Below are 22,248 nucleotides of genomic sequence, written 5' to 3'. Positions count from 1 at the left end.
ATGTCATTCACGTCACATAGAGCACAGCGAAGACATGGAGGAAAACATGACCGAACGTGTGGAGTCGGTGCGCTCAGGCGCGCTGTTCGAGCAGCTGGGCGCGGCATGGCAGCAGTTCGGCCGCAACATAGTCTTCGACGACCCGAATACCGATACCCCGCTGCTACGGGCGGAGGGGCTGCGTTTCGCCACCCGGTACCTGGCGGCCGGCGCTCTACTGAGCATGGAATTGGCAGATCCGGGCTACCCGGAGTTCGGCCGCTGGGCCGACACCACCTGCAGCTGGGGCATCGACAACCCCGATTTGATCTACACCCTCGCCGCAGTCAGCGGTGACCGCACCTACCGGATCTCCGGCGATAGAGGAACGGCGCACTACTTCGATATTCAGGTCCACTCGCCGCACTTCTGCGAAGCACCCGATTACCGAATCAACTCCAATATCGACAGTCGCACCCTCGTGACCGGAGCCGACGGGGAATTCGAGTTGCTCCTGGGCCCCGAGCGCCCAGCCGGGTACACCGGGAACTGGCTGACGATCGACGCCGAGGCGGGCTCACTGTGCGTGCGTCAGGTCTTCAGTGATTGGGTGACCGAACGTCCGGCCAATCTCGTGATCGAATGCCTCGACTCCGTGTATCCCCCGCCGGCCCCGCTATCGGAGGCCGACGCCGCCGCCCGCACCGAGCGGCTGATGCGCTGGCTGGACAAGGCCGGAACCTTCTGGGATGGACAGTGCAAACTGTCGCTGAACGCTCCTGCGAACTCCCTCGAATTCAGTCCGCTGAGCGTGAGCGCGTGGGGCGGATTCCAGAACCAGTCCTACGGCATGGGCAGTTTCGTGTGCGAGCCCGACGAAGCGGTCATCCTGGAGTTCACGCCGCCGAACTGCCACTACTGGAGTTTCGGCCTGGGGAACTGGTACTGGGAGACCGTCAACTGGTTCTCACGCCAATCCTCGCTCAACCACCTGCAAGCCCGGCTCGATGAGGACGGCGTTTTCCGCGCGGTCATCGCACACCGGGACCCGGGCGTACCGAACTGGCTCGACACCGGCGGGCACACCCACGGCACCGTGAACGGCCGCCTGCTGCTGACCGACACCGTCCCGAATCCGACCATGCGGCTCGTGCCCTTCGAGGACGTGCGCAAATACCTGCCGGAAACACCGGCCGTAACCCCCGCTGAGCGCTCGGAGCAGATTCGCCTGCGCCGTCGTTCCGCACATCTGCGAAACAGCCACTAACTCCGGCTGTCGCCGGCCCGTCGCACTGGATCGAGATCAACGATGACCGAGACCACGACCAACAGTCCTTCCCCACAGTCAAGTGACGATCCGCCGGGTCGGCGGCAACGCTTTCGGTATGGCGCGGCGCTCGCGCTGATCGTGCTGATATCCGAGCTCGCGCCGATGGAAATCACCCTGGTGTATCCGGCAATTCCACACATGACCGCGAATTTCCGTACACCGCAACTGGGTTGGGTCCTGACGATGGTGAGTCTGGTCGCCGTCGTCAGCTTGCCGCTGGTCGGCAAACTCGCCGACACATTCGGCAAGAAACGGGTGATGATCACCCTGGCCGTGCTGTTCGCCGCCGGGTCTCTGATCAGCGCGACTGCTGGCTCATTTCCGGTACTGCTGATCGGTCGTGCTCTGCAAGGCACTGCCGGAGGGATGGTGGCGGTCTCGTATGCGCTTGTCCGCGACACCTTTCCGCGTCGGTGGGTCCCGGTCGCACTCGGCACGGTCGCCGCAGGAATCGGCGTCAGCACGCTCGCATCGCCTTTCGTCGCCGGTTGGTTCATCGACAACCACGGCTGGCAATCGGTGTTCTGGTTCATGTTCGGCTACGTCGTACTGCTGATACCGGTGGTGGCAATCGTTGTGCCGGAGTCTTCGCTGCGACTGCGTCAACGCCTGGATCTGGTCGGCGTCGCACTCCTGGGCGCAGCGGTCGGGCTGGTTCTGGTAGGAATCAGCCAGGGGTCCAGGTGGGGTTGGGTCAGCGGCACGACGCTGCTGACGCTGATCGGCGGGGCGGGGTTCCTCATCGCGTTCATCGCGTGGGAGCTGCGCGTCCCGACTCCCGCCATCGATCTTCGACTGCTGGCTGGAAGTGCGCTGCGCTCAACACTTCTCGCGTACCTGTTCATCGGATTCATGATTGCCGGCAACGGGCTGCTGCTACCGCAACTGCTGCAAACCCCAGCCCAAGCCGGCATCACCTACGGCGTCGGATTGACGGCAACCGCGTTTGCCCTGTGGACCTTTCCCTCCGGCCTACTGACCATGGTCTTCGGCCCCCTCGGCGGTGTCATCGCACGCCGCCGGGGCGCGCGACTGACACTCATCGGTGCGGTGTGCGCGATGATCATCGGCCTCTTGGCCGCCGCCGCACTGCCCGAACATCGCTGGCAGATTATGCTGCTCTCCGCAGTCTTCGGAATCGGGACGGGACTGTACTACGCGTCCGGGCCGAACCTCGTCATGGATGCGGTACCGGCCGAACAGAGCGCCGTGGGGGCGGCCATGCTCGGGGTCGTCGGCCAGCTCGGCAACGCGATCGCAGTCACCGTCCTGAGCGCCGTGATGGCACAGAACATCACGCACCGGAACCCGACCACCGGTCGAATTACTTACTCGGACACGGCATTCCAACATTCATTCCTGGTTGCCGCGGTGGTCGGCCTCGCCGGACTTGCTGTCGCGATCGGAATGCGACACGGCCGCGCTCCCGCGACAGGTGGCGCCGAGCCCAGCGACGTAGGTATGCGCCACCCCGCCTGATCCGCGTTCCCTGATCCACACCGAATACCGCACCCGCCGAATCGAAATTCGATCTTCGGTGGCGATGCCTGCTGTCCCCGCAACAAAGTAAGGAAATCAGATGAGGAAAATCGCGACGACCTCGGCGCTGCTGATCGGCGCACTCGCCGTCTCGGCCGCCACCGCCACCGCCGACCCAGCACCGGCGAATCAGAATGTCGGCTACACAGCCACGCTCCGTGACGGTGCGGCGGTGATCACCACCGACGCCGGCGCCATGACCGTCGGCAACGGCGTACTCACCATCGCCGATGCGACGGGCAAAGCGCTCGCCGGCACCGTATTGTCCTTCCGGGTAGACGATTTCGTCTTCCCGATCACCGCCGACATCACCGGTCGCACCGCGACACTCACCCCGCGCCTCGACCGCGAACATGCCAGCTACAGCCCCGTCGCGCTGCCGTTCGAGAACCAGGCCCCCTGGAAGTCGGACTACGACCGCGAACAAACGGCCTGGAACCGGCTGGTGACCACCCTCACCTCGGGGTCCATTATCGGCAGCACCGTCGGCGTCATGGCCGGAGCCACGCTCGGGTGCGTACTCGGCGGCGTCGCGGGCGCGACGGTCGCGGCTGCCGCGATCATCGGCCTGTTCGGTGCATTTCTACCCGCCGCGGTCCTCGGGTGTATCGGCGGCGCTCTCGCAGTCGGCGCGCTGGGCACCATCGCCGGGCAGTTTCTCGTCACCGCCCCCTTCATTCTGATGGGCCTGGTCCAGTACTTCACCACCATCACCCAGCCCAGCCCGACTCCCGCGAAATAGGCTGCTGCACCGCGTATTTCGACGCAATGAAATAGGTCACTGAACAGGCCGAGGCCGTGCACGGCGTTCCCGTGCACGGCCTCCAGTCGCGATGGCAATCGTACCGATGGCATTTTCTGGTTGCGAGGCCCAAGCATGCGCGACTATCGCCACGCCCAAGCACTCGATGATGCGCAATCGGATCCGGTCACGCCGACGACGATCGGCTCAATCGATGGGAGCAGAACTTGGCCCACGAATACTGCCACGTCAGAACGGCGGTTCTAGGATCCGATCGCCTCCAGCACCCGCCGCGCCTGGTAGTCCGCGCCGAGCTGGTTCGGATGGAACGGCACCGCGAGTCCGAACGGCGTATCGGAGAAGGGGATCAAGCCTTCCGCCCAGCGGACGCCGGGCTCTTGGCACGCGTCGTGGCCGACGCTGGCTGTATAGGTGTCGACGAAGTCAGCGCCTGCGTCGGCAGCAGTACGCGCGAGCATGGCATGCAACTCGCGAAGTTTGTCGCTCAACCAGACCGCGTCGGGATCGGAGATCGGGATGCGCGGGAAACAGCCGGTGGCTCCGACGCCCTGGAAGTAATCCAGAAGGAGGATGCGGGCATGGGGCGCCCGCTGGCGAATCCCGGTGATCGCGGCCCCCACCCGAGGCGCGGCGGCGGCTATCGCTTCGCTCATCCGGTCCACGCCGCCGGAGGTCATCTTATCGAGACACGGCGTAGCTGCGGGATCGGTGGTCAGACAAGTAGATACGGTCTTCGACAGTGCCGCGTCGTTGCCACCGATACCGAGTGTCACCAGATCCGTTGTCGCCGTGAGCATGTCGAACTGGGGTGGAGTGACACTCAACTCAGTGGCCTGCGGAGCCGTCATATTCGCGGTCACGGCCCCGCTGCACGTGGCATCACGGAATACCGGAATCGACAATGCTGCCGCGACCTGCTTGGGGTAATTGTGTGCGCTCTGCGCGCAAGTCGCGGGTACGAATTCGGTAGTGATCTGACTACCCGTCGCGTCGGCGGACCACGAATCTCCCAGCGCCACATACTCTCCGTAACGCGGCGCTGTCGCCATCGCCGGTGCGGGGTATGCCAGGGCCGCCATCGACATGACCGCCACCGCCGTCGCAGCGGCGCTCGCCCTACGGGTGGTCTCGCGCATTCTTCTTCTCTCCATCCAGCATCACGACCGCGCCACCGCGGACGGGCATCGCTTGTTCCATGTAGCTCTCCAGCACGTGGCCATGTCCTCGGGACCTCCGATCGGCAGATCCACGGCCGTCAGCTAACACTATGAATACTATTGGTCATAGTGCCCATTTATGTTCTACGTGTCAACAAATGTCATGTCGGGCGCTCACGGGGTGCAGCCCGACTACGCAAGAAGAGGCCGCCGCCACCCCGGGCAGTGAGCGAACTCGGACGGCCCCGACCAAGCGCGGTCATGTTCTCGACGCGAAGATTCGCATCGAACAGAAGACCCGCCGCGAGACGTTGCGATTATGGTGCGGCAGCATTCCCCACGCGCCGAAGTTCCACTGATTCAGGTCCGGCACCCCGCGTGCCAAAGTACCGACAATCCGTGCCGCAAGCGCTCAGCTATCGCAGGTCTTGCCATGCGCGTGGAAGACTTTTTCCCAGGGTTCGGCACATCCCGATACATGATGGGGGTGCCTCCATGCAGGAGCGCACTGTTCTCGACCAATTCCATCTGCACCTGAGCAGATCTCCAGACGCGGATGCCGTGCTCTGGCCCGGCGGCCGTCTGACCTACCGCGATCTCGATCAGCTCGCCTCCAGTATCGCGGCTCGCCTGCCGGACGACGGCACCGTCGCTAGATCGCAGATCCCCATCGTCGGTCGGCGTTCAGCGGCGCTGGTGGCTGGCCTGATCGCCATTGCCAAAGCTGGCGCGACGGCAGTACCGATCGATCACAGCCAGCCACCTGCTCGCGTGCTGCGAATCATCGAACAGGCACATGCCACCATCGTTGTCAACGCGACCCCGGAACCGCTCGCAGTGCCGGACACGGCTGTCATCGCTGTCGATACTCGAGTGGGGCAGAGCCCGCGACTTCGCCAAGCTATGCAGGGTGTCGCGGGCAACGACGCGGCCTACATTATCTTCACCTCGGGCACGACCGGGACGCCGAAGGGCGTGGTGGTCGAACATCGATCCCTCGCGCACCTCATCGCCTGGCACAACGCACATTTCGAGATGAATCCGACCTGCCGTACGACCCTCATCGGCGGGGTGGGCTTCGACGTCACGCAATGGGAGATCTGGTCGCCCTTGGCCGCCGGCGCCAGCATCCATATCCTCGAGGACTCCGACAGAGCCAATCCTGGTGCGCTACTTCGGTTCTACACCAAGCACGCGATCACCCACGCCTACGTGCCGACAGTGTTGGTACCAAGTGTGGTGCGTGCCCCGCAACCGCCGGGACTGAAGTTGCGATACCTGTTCACCGCAGGCGAAGCATTGCATCCATTGGCGACCGATCATCTGAGCTATACGGTCGTGGACTATTACGGCCCCACCGAGGCAACCATTTTCTCGACTTACCACGTTCTCGGGCCCGGCGCGGAGCATCGGCCTGCTTCGATAGGGGTCCCGATCGCTGGTGTGGAGGCGTTCGTCGTCGACGAGTCGTTGAACGATGTGCCCAGTGGCGTAGCCGGCGAGCTGTGTCTGGCGGGAATCGGTGTGGCACGCGGATATCTCGACGATCCTGATCTGACCGACCAACGGTTCGTCCGACACGCTCACCAGGGACAGCGGCTGTATCGGACGGGTGATATCGCTCGCCGTCTGCCCGACGGCACGCTGCAGTTCCTCGGCCGAGGTGACAGTCAGGTCAAAATCCGTGGACACAGAGTGGAGCTCGGCGAGATCGAGTCCACTTTGATGCGCCATCCCTCGGTAGATGCCACCGCTGTGATAGCTGATGTCGGTGCCGCCGGGATACGCCTGGCCGCGTTCATCGTGCCTGCGACGCATAGTTCCCAGGACGCGGTGATCCGAGACTTACGCACCGACCTGCGGCGGGAAATTCCCGACTACATGCTGCCCGCGACCTACCACTGCCTCGATTCGCTGCCGGTCACCGCAAACGGCAAGACTGACAAGTCGGCATTGCGCGGCCTATTGCATGAACCACGCCAGACAACCTCCGCAGCAACAGCTTTGGTTGATCCGTTCGAGAAGTCGATCGCCGATACCTGGCGTGAACTACTCGGACACGCCGATTTCGACACTGCCCAGAACTTTTTCGAAGTCGGCGGGCACTCCCTGCTCGCGAACGCTGCGGTCGAAGACATCGGCCGCCGCCTCGCCGTCCCGGTCTACGTCCGAGACCTGTACGAGCATCCTGATATTCACAGCCTCGCCGCCGCACTGAGGCAGCGAACCCACCACAGGATCCGCACCGCCGATCCCGAACCGGTGCGCGCACTGGAAGAGGACATCAGCCTCCCCCCGGGCGCGCAGTTCCACGACGGCTACGACGACGACCAAATTTCAGCGCCCGCGCATATCCTGCTCACCGGCGCGACCGGGTTCATCGGAGTACACCTGCTGGCCGAACTGCTGGCCACGACCGGCGCGCACCTGCATTGCCTGGTACGAAGCACGACCACCGCGCATGCCACCCAACGCCTGCGCCAAGTCATCAACCGATACGACGTGCAAATCCCGCCGTCGGATTACCAACGCATCAGCGCCTATCCCGCCGACTTGGCAGAACCTCTAATGCAAATGCCCGAGTACAGATATACCGAACTCGCGGCAACTGTCGATGTCATCTATCACTGCGCCAGCGCGGTCAATTTCATCGAACCCTATTCCCATATGCGACGCGATAATGTGCAGGGCCTGCGTAATGTCATAGCGTTCGCCGCCCAACAGCACACCAAGCCGCTGATTCTGGCATCGACGATCTCGGTCTACAGCTGGGGGCATCTGTTCACCGGCAAGGTCTGCATGTACGAGGACGACGACATCGACCAGAACCTGTCCGCGGTGTCGACCGACATCGGGTACGTCCGCAGCAAGTGGGTGATGGAGAAGATCGCCGATCTCGCCGCTACCCGCGGACTGCCGTTGATGATCTTTCGCCTCGGATACGCCACCTGCCACAGCCGCACCGGTCAGTGCGCCGAGTACCAGTGGTGGGGGCGACTCGTCAGAACCTGCCTGGCCCTGAGCGCCGTGCCGGACCTGCAGAATCTTCGCGAAGGCCTGACCACTGTCGACTATATGACCCGAGCCATGGCCACCATCTCTCGCCGTCCCAGCGCGCTCGGCCTCAAGTTCAACCTCATCCCATCCACAGCACGCAACCTCACACTGCACGAGTTCTTCCACAGAGTGAGAGACCAATTCGGTCACCCACTAGCCGTCATCCCCTTCCGCGAGTGGGTCGCGCTCTGGCACCACGACCGCCACGCCCCGCTCTATCCCCTGCTGAGCATGTATGAAGGCTCGGTATTCCAGGGATCTAGCACTGTCGAGCTGTACCAAAACACATATCTGTGGGACCGCGCCCACGTCGACTCCCTTCTGTCCGGTGCGCCTGTGCCCGAACCCGACTTCAGCGGTGAACTGCTGGGCCGCTATCTCGACCGATTACTCCTCGAGCCGTACGAGCCGTAATACCCCGCCGTTCCGACGAGCACCCATCCGCAAACCTGACCGCGTACCCCGCCGGCGCAACAGCATCGATGCTATTTACACCATTGAATATTGAGACTACGAGGAGAAAATATTATGTACACGTTCCGTGGCGTGTTCGCTCTGACGGCCGCAGCTGCGCTCACTCTCGGCATAACAATGCTGGCGCCGGCTGCCCATGCCGATGATCCGCTCCTGATCTCCTGCTCTGGTACCGGGCATCAAACCTACGACCCCGGTCTGAAGCTGACTGCGGGGCCGACGTTGATCACCGCCGACGGCTCTTATTCCTGCCTGGGCGGCGGCGCTGTGACCGGTTCGGACTTCGGCTTCCACTACACGGTGCAGGCGGGCTGCCTCCTAACCCCGCCGGTAACGACCGGCACGACAACCATCACCTGGAACAGCGGACCGCCCAGCACCGTCACCGCGACCATCGCGGTCACACGCCCGGTCGGGCAAACGATCGCCACCACCGTCGGCACCGTCACCGCCGGGCAGTTCCTGGGCTACACGGTCAACCAGACAGCGGTCTACCCCGCTCTGGACTTGGTCCAATGCGCCACCGATCAAGGCGTCACCAGCTCCAACGGCACCGTCGTCCTGACACTCGCCCATCCCCTCTGAACCGACACGCGGGCGACAGCGTCTCGGCGGCTCAATCGGCACCACCTGCACTGTTCGTCATCGTTCCAAATACTCAACTGCCCGAACGGTCCCCGCGGCGTCGGCGCCGTGAACCATGACTGCACGAAGGACCGCGGAAATGCCCCAGGACATTCAGTTCGATATCCCCATTCCATCGAGAACGCACCGCGATATTGATCGCGCGCGTCGGGACAATTTCTCTTGGGCACGCGGACATGGCCTGGCCGCGACCGAGTCGGCGGCCCAAGCTTGGGAGGCGTGTGATTTAGCACTGCTCATTGCCGGTTGGCACCCCGATGCCGCTGCGGCGGATCTGGATCTCATTCTGGACGCTGTTACATTCGCGACCGCTCTCGATGATCGGATCGATACCATCACCGAAATCGCAGGAGTACACAACCTCATTACAGAGCTCACGACCGTTATGGAAAGGCCAATACTGCCGCAGCATCCGCTCAGCATGATTTGGGCTGACGTGTGGTGGCGGATCGTCCGCGGGATGTCTCCCGCCTGGATAAACCGTTGCCGTACGGCGTGGAGCGCGTACCTACAGTCCCATATCGAGGAAGCACGCAACCGAAACGGCCACATCCTGGCTGTCGGAGCCGACTTTTTCGCAGTCCGCCGCAACGCCGGATACATGGGCCCGAGTATTTGCTTTATCGAGCGGGCAGGACATTTCGAGCTTCAGAACAGAATATTGGGTGCGCCTTGCATACAGCAGCTGACTATTCTGGTCACCGATATGGTCGACACGATGAACGACATTCAATCCCTCGAAAAGGAAGAGAAGTTCGGTGACATACACAACTTGGTGATATCTCGGCAACACGAACACGGGTGGTCACGGGATCTAGCGCTGAGCTCCGTCGTGGATACCGTCAACGCCTGGGCGCGAGAATTCATCCGTATCGAGGAAGAAATACCGGAATTGTGCCGAGCCCTTCATCTTTCCTACTCCGAAACCGACGATACAGGCCGATTTACCGAAGGGCTGCGCCATCTCGTCCGTGGTTATGCCGATTGGGGACTGTGCACCGGCCGTTACGCCCAGTAGTTCTATTGATCCGGATTCCGCAGCGCCGTGAACATGCCGATCTCGAACCTCGGTAGCTCGAACATCCAATCCAGGCAAGGAGCTCCCATGTCGCGTACTCCACGCAAGGCCACGAGGCCGCACTCACCCTTTCTCTCCGCACGATCCAACTCGACTTCCGAGGGAATCACCAAGAAGCCCAACACTATTCCCCGTGCCCCCGGCGCGATGCCACTGATCGGTCACACCCTATCGGTGCTTCACGATCCATGGTCGTTCGTGGCCGCGCTCGCAACCTCCGACGACAAACTGGTTCGGGTCAGCCTCGGTCCACTCGATGTGGTCGTCGTGTGTGACCCTGAGCTGACCCGTCAGGTTCTGCATGACGATCGCACGTTCGACAAGGGCGGGCCTGTATTCGATGTCCTCCGTAAGGTCATCGGGACAGGGCTCGGCAGTTGCCCGCACAGCCTGCACCGCCGACAGCGCCGCCTGATTCAACCCGGATTCAACCAAGGTCGCATCGCTGCCTTCACGCCAACGATCGTCGACGAGATCGAAACCATGACCAGCAGCTGGAGACATGGTCAAATCCTCGACGTGCCGTCACAGATGCTGGAACTCACGATCAGAACGATCATGGCGGCGATGTTCTCCGACGCGCTGCCCCCGGCCGCAGTGCGCATTGCGATGAGTGACGTAACGACACTCTTCAACGGCCTCTACTCGCAACTGGCGACACCATCAGCACTCCGGCGACTACCAATACCCGGTAACCGGCGGTACCGCAAAGCCAACACGCGCCTGCGCGCGACACTCGCCGCGATCATCACCGATCGCCGCACAGCCGAAAACAACTACGACGATCTACTGGCAACCCTGCTTTCCGCCCACGACAACGCAGCAGAAACGGATGCCCTAGAGGAGGGCAAGTGCCTCAACGATGCCGAAATCTCCGACCAGGCGGTAACTTTCTTCATGGCAGGTTCGGAGACCACTGCCGCAGTCCTCGGATGGGCACTGCACCTCTTGGCTCTGCACCCCGACATCGAAGAGCGCCTTCACATCGAAGTCGACCGTGTACTCGCAGGCGGCGCCGCCCATTTCGTTGATGTGCCCAAGCTCGAGCTGACCAGAAACATCATCACCGAAACGCTGCGACTGTATCCGGCAGGGTGGCTCTTCACTCGCACAGTCGCGGCCGACACCCGACTCGGTGAATATGCACTCCCACCCGGAACCACAGTCGTCTACAGTTCGTACCTGATCCACCATCGCGCAGATCTATATGACGCTCCCGAGCGTTTCGACCCCGACCGGTGGAGCTCCGAACGCGCTGTCACCACGCCCGGAGCATATATTCCTTTCGGGCGGTACGCTCGCAAATGTATCGGCGACAATTTCGCCCTCACCGAAGCTGTTCTTGCCCTAGCTACGATCACCGCACACTGGGAACTACGACATATCCCGGGAAAACAGATCCAACCAGCCAAGGCTCTTACATTGCGACCGCGCAATCTACACATGAGAGTGGCGGCCCGCCGAACTATGGCGGCGCCGAAGACACCGTAGATCCGCAATGCCGGAGAAGCTCGACGAAGCGGTGAAGGAGGCGGTCCTGTGGTGCGTTTATGCTCGCTGGCATGAGCGATGTCCTTGCCGATTCGGTACGACACTGTCCCCTCTGGTGCGCCGACCATTTCGACCAAGGTGACGATCATCCAGATCTGGGCCAGATCCATGTGGGACTGAAATCTGTCCGCACGCTGAGCATCTTCGGTCTCAAGTCGCTCACGACCTCCCTGAACCGGACCGACACCGTGGCCGGGGAGCCGGGCTCCTACGCCATCGAGCTCCAAGACGGGAACGACACCCTGCTGCTGCTCACCCCCGCCGAGGCCGATTACCTGGCCGAACAACTACACCGCCTCGTCGCCGAGGCCAGGAGCGAGCCGGGTGTGCACCAGGAGGGATCCCTCGACTGAGGGGCAACCTCCGAGCGGGCGGCCAGATTCTGGCAAGCAGGCAATCCCATCCGCCCACATCCCCTGCGTCGAACTACTACCGGTCTCGCAAACCATTCCCGGTCTGCAGTCCGGGTACGTGTCTGTCCGGCGGGGTTACCCTCATTCCTCACCCCGCCGGACAGGCGACCGAACGGGCGAACAAGAACCTCGGCGCCCGCTCAGAACGGTCCGATCGAATCGGCGTGGCCGCTCAGCATTGCCCATCAACGCCTCGCCGGTCGCGGGTCCACGCAAGAGCGGGCCGGGGTGCTGCAGGGTCAGATCGACGCGATCGAGGTCATCATGGCCGGGGCAGGTCCAGGACACGAATCCGGCGGCCGCGACCTGATCCGCCGACGTCGTTGGGTCGACATGCTCCGACCGAGTCAGGTCAGGCAGTGACGCAGGCCGGCGAGGGCGATGTGGCGGTTGATGTCCGCGCTGGCACCGATCACCGAGAACGCGATCTCGTGTGCGCGGCAGCGGCCCGACGCGGTATTGAGGGCGTTCATCCCGGCCACGCTCAGGAACTGCACCTGGGCCAGGTCCACCCGCAGCCCCCCGCCGGGCACCACCCAGGTCTGGACCTGGGCCAGGACGGTATCGAGTTCGGTCGCGGTGAAAAGGTCCACATCCCCACCGACCTGGACGGTGACCTGCTCACCGATCCGTTCGGCGCTCATCCACAACGGCGACCCTGCTGAGCTCAGTACCCACAAGTCATGACTGTCTTGCACGACACACACCCCTTATCGACTCCGAACAGCGACTCGGGCAGGGAACGCTCCTGGTGGCCGGTCGGCCTCCGGCGTTCTCGGTATCTCTGATCTTAGGCCGACCGGCCACACCGGAACAGACGAAACGGGCACCGCCCCGGCCCGTGGTGGGTAGGGGAAGTACCGGACAGGGCGTGCGGGTTTTCCCGTGTCCCTACAGGGTTCTCACTACGATAATGGTGGGCACTCCGGTCACGGGGCTGTAGTGCGCGGCCAACCCCACCGCGCAACGTGCTCCAACTGGCGCCTTCCGTGGTCCGGGGTGCCCGCACCCTCACCTGTTCCGGTGCCGAGATGACCTGTCGCGCACCATAGTTCGCACCCAGGACACGGCATCGGCGGGGCCGGTGATTGTCGGTTCAGCACGCATCACGGAGCCGATGCCGCCCACCGGCGACCGGATCCGCGTGCAGGGCCGGTAGTTCGGTCGTGGGGTAATCGAGCAGCCGGTAGATCTGCGCGAAGAAGGCATCGAGGCTGCCGTAGCGGGCAATTACCTGTGCCAGCAACTCCCGCAGGGCGCGCAGATTCTCCGCGCTGAGTGACTCGTCCACACCCTGCCCCTTTACCTCGAAGAGTCACGGCACACCGACGCCCCAGGGAAAAGTCCCGCCCACCGGCCACCGCGAAGTGCCTGGCAGACGGGACTTCTCGCCCTGATCAAGCCCCGGACACGGCCACACCCGTCCCGGAACCGTCGGCCACTCTACCGGCGCGCGCTCGCGCCGATCATGAACGCCGCCACGCCTGATCGTGCTAATTATTCCCCCGGAGCGAATTGCTGGAACCTCCTTACGGCGTGTCCTCCGGTACCGGCGGGTCGTTGGAAAACCGGCGAAACCTCACTGCGACAGGTGATCCACGCCAGCCACCGAATGCCGTCTGTGGCAGGTTCCAACGAAAACTGACCTGTCGGGGTGAGTGGTGCAATCCCACCGCGCCAGATGGATGCTGCCGGTTGACCTTCCAAGGCGCCGCGATGGCCGCTTCGGTCAGCGCGGTATGGGGGCGGCCCGCGGTGCCACCAGGATTCACCGATCAACGGTGGGGCGCCCGGCACGTACTGCATTCGGCATGAGCGCGCACTTGAGCGGACTAGAGCCAGCCGGGCAGGTACAGCTGGCTATGCCTTACCGAGGCGTGTCAGCCGCTTTCACTGCCCGGTTACGGTTCGATCGGCGGCCCTGAATCCCTGCTCCAGAACCCTGAGTGTTTCGAGCGCGTCGTGAGGATCGACGGGAACTGGCGTGCCATCGTCTAGGGCGGCGGCCATCGCGCGATAGAACGCGGGGTAATCGCCAGGCTCGGTGGGAATCCGATCGCTATCGCCGTCGGTCCCCAATCGGCCCCAACAGTCGGGTTCGACCGCACCCCAGCGATGTCCGCCATTGGGGCGTCGGCCAGCGCGCAGAGCGGCTTCTTGTGGATCAGTTCCGTGTAGGACAAAAGCGCCTTCGGATCCCAGAACACGGAACCGGGGACCGATCTGTGCTGATACTGCACTCATCCACAAATGAGACCGGACACCTCCGGTGTGGGTGAGGGCAAGGAACGCGTCGTCATCGGCCTGCACTCCTGCACGTCGGCGGTCGAGTTCGCAGTAGACATCGGTGACCGGTCCGAACAGGGTCAGCGCCTGGTCGACGAGGTGGCTGCCGAGGTCGTAGAGGCATCCGGCGCCGTCGGCGGCTGCACCGAGCTCGCGCCAGCCGCCTTTGCCCACTGGCCGCCACCGCTCGATCCGCGACTCGAACCGTCGTACCTTTCCCAAGCGGCCGTTCGCGATCAAGGTTTGGACGGTGCGGAAGTCGCCGTCCCACCGCCGGTTCTGGAACACCGACAACGCCACCCCACGCCGGTTGGCTGCGGCGATGACCTGCTCGGCCTCGGCGGAGGTGACGGTGAACGGTTTGTCCACCACGACCGGGATTCCGGCCTCGATAGCCGCCAGTGCGAGCGAGGCGTGGCTGCGGTTGGGTGTCGCGATAACGACCAGATCGATTCCCGAGGGATCGGCGAAGAGCTGCTCGGCTGAGGCGAGGACCCGTACCCCTGGATGTTCCCGGCGTGCCTGTTCGGCGCGTTCGGCCGACGAGGTGACTACCACGTCCAAGCGCGTGCGTGGTTCGGCGGCGATCAGTGGTGCATGGAACACTGCTCCGGCCAGCCCGTATCCCACCACTGCCACTCGAAGTTCCGCCATCTCACTCCCCTTGACACCGAAGATCCGGCCTTCCGCAGCTGCGGTCCGGCTATGCCGGGAACTGTGATTCACGGACGCAATGTGGACTGGATTTCGCGAGCCAGGTTGCGGTTTCCGGCGGCAATGAATTTCTGACGTGTGTTCATGGCTTTGTTGATGTCGGACATCGAGTTCAAACAGTAGTCCAGTGGGATATCTCTGCCGTCGAGGTCGGTCACGATACCGCCTGCGGCGTGCAGGATGTAGTGCCCTGGCGACAGGTCCCAGATGGCGAAGCCTTTGGCGAATTCGATCATGGCATCGGAGAATCCGGCCGCTACGTGACATAAGCCGATCGATCCGAAATCGACTCCGATGCGTCCGTTCGCTTTTCCGCTCCCGGCCGTGGCGCTCAACGCTTTCAGAAATTCTTGTTGTTGGGCCAATGGCTGGAATCGTTGCGCAGGTCGCATGAGGTAGTTGGTGACCAATGCGTCGGGCAGTGAGGCGTGCGATGGTCGGTCGAGAGCGTGCCGGGCTCCGTCTGCGGTGATCATGTGTGCTCGGTCGTTTCCTGCTTCGTCCATGGCCGCGAGGTAGATCTGGATGTGGTGGAAGATGTCGCCGACCACCGCAGCCACGGGCCGTGCCAGTTCGCGTGAGTAGATCAGGACGTGGGTGTATCCGTAGAGGCCGCGTACGGCCAGCTCGCTGGTGTCGAGCGGGTCGACCAGCACGCACAGGTCGGGGTCCGGGTCCGGGCCGATGACCTCGGGGTCGGCTTCCTCGGAGGCGTAGACGAATGAGGGGATCTTTTGTGCCAGTAGCTCTTTGTAGCGGTGGTGCATCCACAGGTCGTAGTCGGAGAGGAAGTTGTCGCTGTGGCGCAGGTTCTCGTTCTCCGCCCGGTGACCGGTCAGGGCGGCGTCGATCAGGCGGGGGCGGATTTCGGTGATCATCTGGCGCACCAGGTCGGCGATGTGGTGTGCGAGTTCGGTGTTCGTTGCCCCAGTGATCATTGAGGGTCACCTTTCGACTGTGTCATCGCAGCTCCATAGGGGGTTCGATTCCCGGCGGGTTCATGGTGGCGGCGATGAAGATGGCCTCGAAACCTGCGGCGCGCATGATTTTCGCGCCGGTCAGGTCGTCGAAGCTTTCCACTGTCAGGCCGCGGCTTTTGGTCATTGCCCCGAATACCGCGAAGTACAGTTCGGCGTTCGGGTATCTCACACGCAGCTGATGGGCGAGGTAGCCGACGACGTCGGCGTGTTTGACCTCGAAATCGCAGATAACGATCGTGGGGGTGGCCGGTGCGTCGGGGAAGAAGGAGGCGTCATCCAGGTCGATGCCGTCGCGGATCTTGTTGCAGCGCAGGTAACCGATCTTGCAGCGCGAGAACCGCGATGATGCCATGAAGGTTGCCATGACGAGGCCGGCCTCGTTCACACCGAAGCACACATCGACATCGAGGCGTCGTCCCACATTCTTGATCTGGACCGAAAGCTGCTCCAGCCCGTACCCGAACGTCTCCCACGTCAGATCCAACAGCTGGCCTGGACGTGGGTTGGGCAGGGCGAAGACACAGATATCAGGATTGCCATGTTCGACGGTCGGCACTGACAGCACGAACTCCTCGCCTACCTGACCGGTCGATCTGCCCGACGGGGTTGCGAGCAGGCCATGCGACGTTGGGGTTGTTCTCGGCGGCCGGTACGCAGACTCGGGTTGGGAGCCGAGGGTGAACTGTTTGAGGGACAGTTGGTCCTCGATCGGTAGGCGTTCGTAGGCTTCGGCGATGAGCTCGGTGGGCGAAATATTCTCTTCGGCCACGCCGAAGGGGCCCCGGCCGTACGCGGCGCACAGGATCAAGATGCTCGATAACGAGGGCGGTGAGCCGCGCCCGCGCCCGCGGGCCCAGGTTTCCCAGGCGTTGATGGAGGTGCCCCCGAGGCTGGTCTGGTTGCCGGTACTCTCGTTGTACCTCTCAGCGGCCTGATCCTGCGACAGGCCGGCGGCGTATCGGTATGCCTGCAGACTCGGCACATCCTGGTACAGGGCCATCAACTCCGTCGCTGCGCGCGTGACCGACCCCAGGGTGGTCCAGAGCTTCTTGCCGACGGCGGCCATCTCCCGGCCCCGTGCCTGCGGAGTCGGGGGCTGGATCATCTGCGCGCTCGTATTCGACTGCCCCGATGAAGCTTCCACGGCACCCACTCCTGCACACCCGGAACCTGCACGGCCCTCAGATTACCCATCGCGATGGGCAAGACCGGCGCTTACGCGAAAACTGCAGGTCAGAGTAGCCCAAGAATCCGACGGCTGTCGCACTGTCAGGCAGGTGTCAGGGGCCGGTACGAATGCGACGGTTGGTGAACACCAAACAACTCACCCGAAAACCAGTGCAGGAGATGACATCCCATCCGGAGGTGGCATGTGAACGACAACGGACGACGCCTGATTCCCCGCCGAGCACGCTCGCAGGACAGGCACGTCGAGGTGGAAGCGATCTTGCGCGATGCCAGCCGCGCGGACCCCGGCACGTTGGCCGACATCATCAGCGAGCTACGAACGCAACCCGGGAATGCGGGAACTCAAGCCGAAATCGACGGCGTGATAGCCCGATTCCGTGCGGCACACCCCGAACGGTGCACAGGAAACGAACCCACCGCCGCCACAGGACCCGGAGAAGGCAGCGGAGACGAGCCGCCACAACACCGTTGAACGACATCGCCACAAGATGCTCGACAATTTCGCCAATTCCTTTGCCTTGCTACGCAACTCATGACAACAAGCGACGGCATACAAGGCGCGCGATCGATCGCCCTCGAAGGAAATCAGACCGATCGACTCCGGCCACAGGACAGCGTCCGCAACAGACTCACGCCGAATGGATGAGTACATTGATAGTTCAATGGGCAAATCAGCACGATTTTCACACGCTATTGAAGCGATCCGAGGTCGAAGACAAGCCGGTCCTTCTGGATTTGCACTCACCGGAATGCTCCGGCTGCCGAGGTCATGATCGGGATATCTACTCCGATTCCGACGTTGCCCGCGACATCGCCGAGCACACCTTCCCGGTTCGGGTAGTCACCACCGCTCCGGACCAGGCGGCCACGGACATCATCAATAACCACATCTACATCTGGTCACCGACCATCCAATTGCTCGCACCCGACCAGACGCGATACCACGAATGGAACGGGGCACCGCGTCGCACGCGGTTGTCCGTCGGCTACCAGACCGTCTTCCACGACACCCCTGGTCATCTGACACCGGAGAGCTTCAAAGCTCAGTTGCTCGTCGGACGGGGCAAAGCGGCGCTGCGGAAGAAGAAGCACGGCGAGTCGATCAGGCTCTTCGACGAGGCGATCACGCGCCACTCCACCGATCGCGTCACGGTGGAGGAAGCCACACGGTGGCGCAAAGTCGCCCGCAACGGCGGTGTGATCGAATCAACGTGGGACCGTCATCGTCAGGTGACGACATCTCCCCTCGCGATCGCTGTCGAGCGCTTCGCCCAGACTGTCGCCACAGTGCCTGACGAGCTTCTGATGAAAGACTGGGTAGGAAAACCTGGGGCCGGCGACTGGCAGTGGTACTCGGACTGTCTGCGTGAAGTTGTCCTTCAGGGCTATCAAGAACTGTGCGATTTCGCGGTCACCGCCGAGCGTGAACGGGCAAAGCACGGACCACAATTCAACGACACGTACCGGCTGCTGGGCCAGCACCGGTTCGCGTACCGCGAATTCCAGTCGCTGTTCGTCGGTGTCCCGGACGCGTTGCTGGATAACACACCGCTGCGTTCCGAGCGCTCCATCCGTGAAAACCTCGCCCACGTGGTCATGGCGGAATGGTGGGCCTACCGGCCTCAGATCTTGCACGCCTTGGATCGAGGCCGCAAAGGGCTACCGCCACAAGCGGTTCCGGCTGCGGACACTGTTGCTCAGCACGGTGAACCGCCGGGCAACCACGAAAGTCTGCACGAGCTGCTGGCGCTGTATGAACGCGTGCATCTGCGCAACACACAGGACTACTCCGGCATCACCCACGATGAACTCGGAATCCGTTCCGCATGGTGGGAACTGGGCCCCGTCGAACTGCGCTTCCGCCTCCAGCGCTACATCTGGCACCCCCGCGACCATGCCGTGTCGATCGACAAGATTCTCGACGCTTCCGGACACCGACATACCGCCAACCACCGCTTCGCCTCACGACTGTTCAGCGGATTGGGAACGGCCGAAGCCGCACTGATCGGCGCTGACGGATTCTTCACCGACCAGATCGACTCTCTCGCAATCACCATCAATCAACGCGCCGACGAAGCTGCCCGGCTGCTCAACCAGGTCACCGATAGCTGACACCGGTCGCAGCCAAGCGCCGCCAGCGACGGACACGTGCCTACCCCAGCGAAAGCACTGCGAGGACGAATGTCTCCCGATCTGCTCCAGCCCTACTCCTACCGACGGCGAATCACTCAGGAGCCCGACCACCGGCGATTTCCTGGCTGGCGTAAAACGACTGCGCGGGAGTGGAATTCGCCGCAGTGGCAACGCGCCCATTGCCTCAAGAACCTCGGTCAACTCCGCGATGTCACCGCGGACCTTGTCAGCGACTCCTTCTTCGCTGATCTGGCACGTGATCAACGCGAGCGCGCGACCATGTCGATGTTGATCACCCCGCACATGGTCAACACGATCGCCGCCGAGGCCCCGGTCTGTGGACCTGGGAGCCTCACCGATGCCTTCCGCCGAGATCCGGTCCGGCGCTACATGCTGCCGATATTCTCCGATCGGCAGACCGATTTCGTGTCCCATCCTCGTGCTGAACGGGACTCGCTGCACGAGCGTGATATGTGGGCGGTCGAGGGTTTGACCCACCGGTATCCGACCAAGGTGCTGGCCGAGGTGGTATCCACCTGTCCGCAGTACTGCGGACACTGCACGCGGATGGATCTGGTCGGCACTTCCACCGCGCAGATCAGCAAGTCCGGTTTCGCGCTCAAACCACAAGCGCGACTCGATGCGATGCTCACCTATCTGCGAGCGACGCCGGCCGTGCGGGACGTGGTGGTCTCCGGCGGAGACCTCGCCAACATATGCCATGGCCGCGGGTCGAAGCATTCGTCAACGAGCTGCTGGAGATCGATTCCATCCGCGACATTCGCCTTGCGAGCAAGGCGCTGATCGGTCTGCCCCAGCACTGGGCCGACGAACACCTCGTCTCGGGTATCGCACGATTGGCCGGCACCGCGCACCTTCGCGGAGTCCAGCTGTCCCTGCACACTCACGCCAACGCCGCCCAGCAGATCACCCCGAGCGTGTGTGCCGCAGCCCGTCGCCTCCTGGAAGCAGGGTTACGGGACATTCGCAATCAGGCAGTGCTGCTGCGATCGGTCAACGACAGCGCGCAGGCTCTGCTCGATCTGTCCTTCGCGTTGCTCGACCAAGCCGCAGTGATGCCCTATTACATCTACATGTGCGACATGATCCCGTTCAGCGAGCACTGGCGAACCTCGGTAGCCCAAGCGCAGGCCCTGCAACTGGACATCATGGGCTATCTCCCGGGCTTCGCAACCCCGCGGATCGTGTGTGACGTGCCCTTCGTCGGCAAACGATGGGTGCACCAGCCGTGCTACTACGACCGGATACGGGGAATTTCCTACTGGTCCAAGAACTATCGCACCATGGCAGAAGTCGACGACTCCGAGGCGCTGACCCGTCTGCACGAGTTCTACGACCCACTCGACACGCTCCCACCGGAAGGCCGCCGATGGTGGGCGGGCGACCATGACGACGGCCGGGTTTCCGCACCCGAGAACACGATTCGGCATTCACCGATGGCAGCGACGGACCGGTGATGGCACCGGTAACATCCTCGGCCATGACGCTGCGCCTGTTCGACACCGTGACGCGGACCCTGCGCGATTTCACCCCGCTCATCCCTGGCCGTGCGTCGGTGTATCTCTGCGGCGCCACCGTGCAGGGCGAACCGCATATCGGGCATGTGCGCTGCGGAGTCGCCTTCGATGTGCTGCGACGGTGGTTGCAGGCCAACAACTACGAGGTTGCCTTCGTACGCAACGTCACCGACGTCAACGACAAAATTTTGGACAAAGCCGCCGACGCCGGACGCCCCTGGTGGGAATGGGCCACCACCTACGAACGCGCCTTCGACCGCGCCTATGACGAACTCGGCGTACTGCCACCGTCCGCGCAGCCCCGCGCGACCGAGCACATCACCCAGATGATCGAGCTGATGGCGCGACTCATCGATGCCGGCCACGCCTACTCCGCTTGCGGCAACGTGTATTTCGACGTTCGCAGCTACGCCGATTACGGCTTGCTGTCCGGGCACAAGCTCGACGACGTGCAGCAAGGCGAGAGCGCCGGTATGGGCAAACACGATCCACGCGACTTCACGCTCTGGAAGGCAGCGAAACCCGGTGAGCCGACATGGCCGTCACCCTGGGGACCGGGACGACCCGGCTGGCATGTGGAATGCTCCGCGATGGCCACCACCTACCTCGGTGCCGAATTCGACATCCACTGCGGCGGAATCGATCTGATATTCCCCCACCACGAAAACGAGATCGCCCAATCTCGAGCCGCCGGTGACGGTTTCGCCCGCTACTGGCTCCACAACGGGTGGGTAAGCCTGGGCGGGGAAAAGATGTCGAAATCACTGGGCAACGTCCTCTCGGTACCCAACATGCTCACCCGAGTACGCGCAGTGGAACTTCGCTACTACCTCGGCAGCGCGCATTACCGCTCCATGCTGGAGTACTCCGAGCAAGCACTCGACGATGCCGCCACCGCCTACCGACGGCTGGAAGCCTTCGTGCACAAGGTCCGTGACATCGCAGGAGCGGTGCCACTGGGTGAATGGACCGGCGCGTTCGCCGTTGCGCTGGACGACGATCTCTCAATACCCAAGGCCTTGGCCGAGATCCACAACCTCGTAACCTCAGGCAACAAGGCGCTCGACAGCAAGGACACGGCCGCAGCCACCGACATCGCCGCTCAGGTGCGCAGGATGCTCGACATTCTCGGGGTAGACCCCTTGGACCCGCATTGGAACCGTCGCGACACCGGCATGGTCGACGTCACCGGTCATGCACTCGATGTGCTGGTAGCGGCCCAACTTGAGCAACGTGACGCCGCCCGCGCAGCCAAGGACTGGCTCACCGCCGACGAAGTGCGAGACCGCCTGGCCGCTGCTGGTATCGCCGTGACCGACACACCCGACGATGCGAATTGGACACTTCGCAGATGAGCGACACATCCCTCGCTTAATGCCACGACGCTCACCGTGCCGGACGAACCTGTGGCTATAGCTCCTGC

18 protein-coding genes are annotated in these 22,248 nt (G+C 63.0%); 12 read left to right on the top strand and 6 right to left on the bottom strand.

Annotated features, from left to right (window positions below):
• Window positions 1-46: 46 nt before the first annotated feature.
• From OG326_RS21645 to OG326_RS21635, 3 genes are all read left to right on the top strand, one after another.
• The gene (locus tag OG326_RS21645; RefSeq protein ID WP_327138915.1) at window positions 47-1,246 is read left to right on the top strand and encodes a DUF1214 domain-containing protein; all 1,200 of its coding nucleotides are present in this window, start codon (window positions 47-49) and stop codon (window positions 1,244-1,246) included.
• A gap of 42 nt (window positions 1,247-1,288) precedes the next feature.
• Window positions 1,289-2,788, top strand: coding sequence for an MFS transporter (locus OG326_RS21640; RefSeq protein ID WP_327138914.1), 1,500 nt, complete (start codon window positions 1,289-1,291; stop codon window positions 2,786-2,788).
• Between the two features lie 100 nt (window positions 2,789-2,888).
• A complete protein-coding gene (locus OG326_RS21635) occupies window positions 2,889-3,590 on the top strand; it encodes a hypothetical protein (RefSeq protein ID WP_327138913.1) in 702 nt (233 codons plus the stop codon).
• 263 nt (window positions 3,591-3,853) lie between these two features.
• Here OG326_RS21635 and OG326_RS21630 read toward each other — a convergent pair whose 3' ends face one another.
• Entirely contained in the window at window positions 3,854-4,747 is an 894-nt protein-coding gene (locus tag OG326_RS21630) for an SGNH/GDSL hydrolase family protein (RefSeq protein WP_327138912.1), read from the bottom strand.
• Between the two features lie 516 nt (window positions 4,748-5,263).
• Here OG326_RS21630 and OG326_RS21625 point away from each other — a divergent pair.
• The 5 genes from OG326_RS21625 to OG326_RS21605 all read left to right on the top strand — a co-directional run bounded on the left by OG326_RS21625 (window position 5,264) and on the right by OG326_RS21605 (window position 11,926).
• Window positions 5,264-8,239, top strand: a complete 2,976-nt coding sequence (locus tag OG326_RS21625) for an amino acid adenylation domain-containing protein (RefSeq protein WP_327138911.1) — start codon at window positions 5,264-5,266, stop codon at window positions 8,237-8,239.
• 114 nt (window positions 8,240-8,353) lie between these two features.
• Complete coding sequence (locus OG326_RS21620; protein ID WP_327138910.1) at window positions 8,354-8,884, top strand: hypothetical protein; 531 nt, start codon at window positions 8,354-8,356, stop codon at window positions 8,882-8,884.
• A gap of 139 nt (window positions 8,885-9,023) precedes the next feature.
• Window positions 9,024-9,962 carry a terpene synthase family protein gene (locus OG326_RS21615; RefSeq protein ID WP_327138909.1) on the top strand — a complete coding sequence of 313 codons (939 nt, stop codon included), beginning with the start codon at window positions 9,024-9,026 and terminating at the stop codon, window positions 9,960-9,962.
• Between the two features lie 87 nt (window positions 9,963-10,049).
• Window positions 10,050-11,513, top strand: coding sequence for a cytochrome P450 (locus OG326_RS21610; protein ID WP_327138908.1), 1,464 nt, complete (start codon window positions 10,050-10,052; stop codon window positions 11,511-11,513).
• Window positions 11,514-11,584: 71 nt separating this feature from the next.
• Window positions 11,585-11,926, top strand: coding sequence for a DUF6907 domain-containing protein (locus OG326_RS21605; protein WP_327138907.1), 342 nt, complete (start codon window positions 11,585-11,587; stop codon window positions 11,924-11,926).
• A 407-nt stretch (window positions 11,927-12,333) separates the two neighbouring features.
• Here OG326_RS21605 and OG326_RS21600 read toward each other — a convergent pair whose 3' ends face one another.
• The 5 genes from OG326_RS21600 to OG326_RS21580 all read right to left on the bottom strand — a co-directional run bounded on the left by OG326_RS21600 (window position 12,334) and on the right by OG326_RS21580 (window position 17,032).
• The gene (locus OG326_RS21600; protein ID WP_327138906.1) at window positions 12,334-12,630 is read right to left on the bottom strand and encodes an STAS domain-containing protein; all 297 of its coding nucleotides are present in this window, start codon (window positions 12,628-12,630) and stop codon (window positions 12,334-12,336) included.
• Window positions 12,631-13,082: 452 nt separating this feature from the next.
• Entirely contained in the window at window positions 13,083-13,277 is a 195-nt protein-coding gene (locus tag OG326_RS21595) for a hypothetical protein (RefSeq protein ID WP_327138905.1), read from the bottom strand.
• 599 nt (window positions 13,278-13,876) lie between these two features.
• On the bottom strand, window positions 13,877-14,926 hold the full coding sequence (locus tag OG326_RS21590; protein ID WP_327138904.1) for a Gfo/Idh/MocA family protein: 1,050 nt from the start codon (window positions 14,924-14,926) through the stop codon (window positions 13,877-13,879).
• Between the two features lie 68 nt (window positions 14,927-14,994).
• Entirely contained in the window at window positions 14,995-15,924 is a 930-nt protein-coding gene (locus OG326_RS21585; RefSeq protein ID WP_327138903.1) for an inositol monophosphatase family protein, read from the bottom strand.
• A 22-nt stretch (window positions 15,925-15,946) separates the two neighbouring features.
• The gene (locus OG326_RS21580) at window positions 15,947-17,032 is read right to left on the bottom strand and encodes a helix-turn-helix domain-containing protein (protein ID WP_327138902.1); all 1,086 of its coding nucleotides are present in this window, start codon (window positions 17,030-17,032) and stop codon (window positions 15,947-15,949) included.
• Window positions 17,033-17,796: 764 nt separating this feature from the next.
• Here OG326_RS21580 and OG326_RS21575 point away from each other — a divergent pair.
• The 4 genes from OG326_RS21575 to cysS all read left to right on the top strand — a co-directional run bounded on the left by OG326_RS21575 (window position 17,797) and on the right by cysS (window position 22,180).
• Entirely contained in the window at window positions 17,797-19,266 is a 1,470-nt protein-coding gene (locus OG326_RS21575) for a DinB family protein (protein WP_327138901.1), read from the top strand.
• 69 nt (window positions 19,267-19,335) lie between these two features.
• The gene (locus OG326_RS21570; protein ID WP_327138900.1) at window positions 19,336-20,091 is read left to right on the top strand and encodes a hypothetical protein; all 756 of its coding nucleotides are present in this window, start codon (window positions 19,336-19,338) and stop codon (window positions 20,089-20,091) included.
• On the top strand, window positions 20,004-20,765 hold the full coding sequence (locus tag OG326_RS21565; protein WP_327138899.1) for a hypothetical protein: 762 nt from the start codon (window positions 20,004-20,006) through the stop codon (window positions 20,763-20,765). The genes OG326_RS21570 and OG326_RS21565 overlap by 88 nt, the downstream gene beginning before the upstream one ends.
• A gap of 23 nt (window positions 20,766-20,788) precedes the next feature.
• On the top strand, window positions 20,789-22,180 hold the full coding sequence (gene cysS, locus OG326_RS21560; protein ID WP_327138898.1) for a cysteine--tRNA ligase: 1,392 nt from the start codon (window positions 20,789-20,791) through the stop codon (window positions 22,178-22,180).
• The last annotated feature ends 68 nt before the right edge of the window (window positions 22,181-22,248 follow it).

Origin of the sequence: Nocardia sp. NBC_01327 (assembly GCF_035958815.1) — a bacterium.
Classification (GTDB): domain Bacteria; phylum Actinomycetota; class Actinomycetes; order Mycobacteriales; family Mycobacteriaceae; genus Nocardia.
This window is presented reverse-complemented; position numbering and strand designations above follow the sequence as displayed.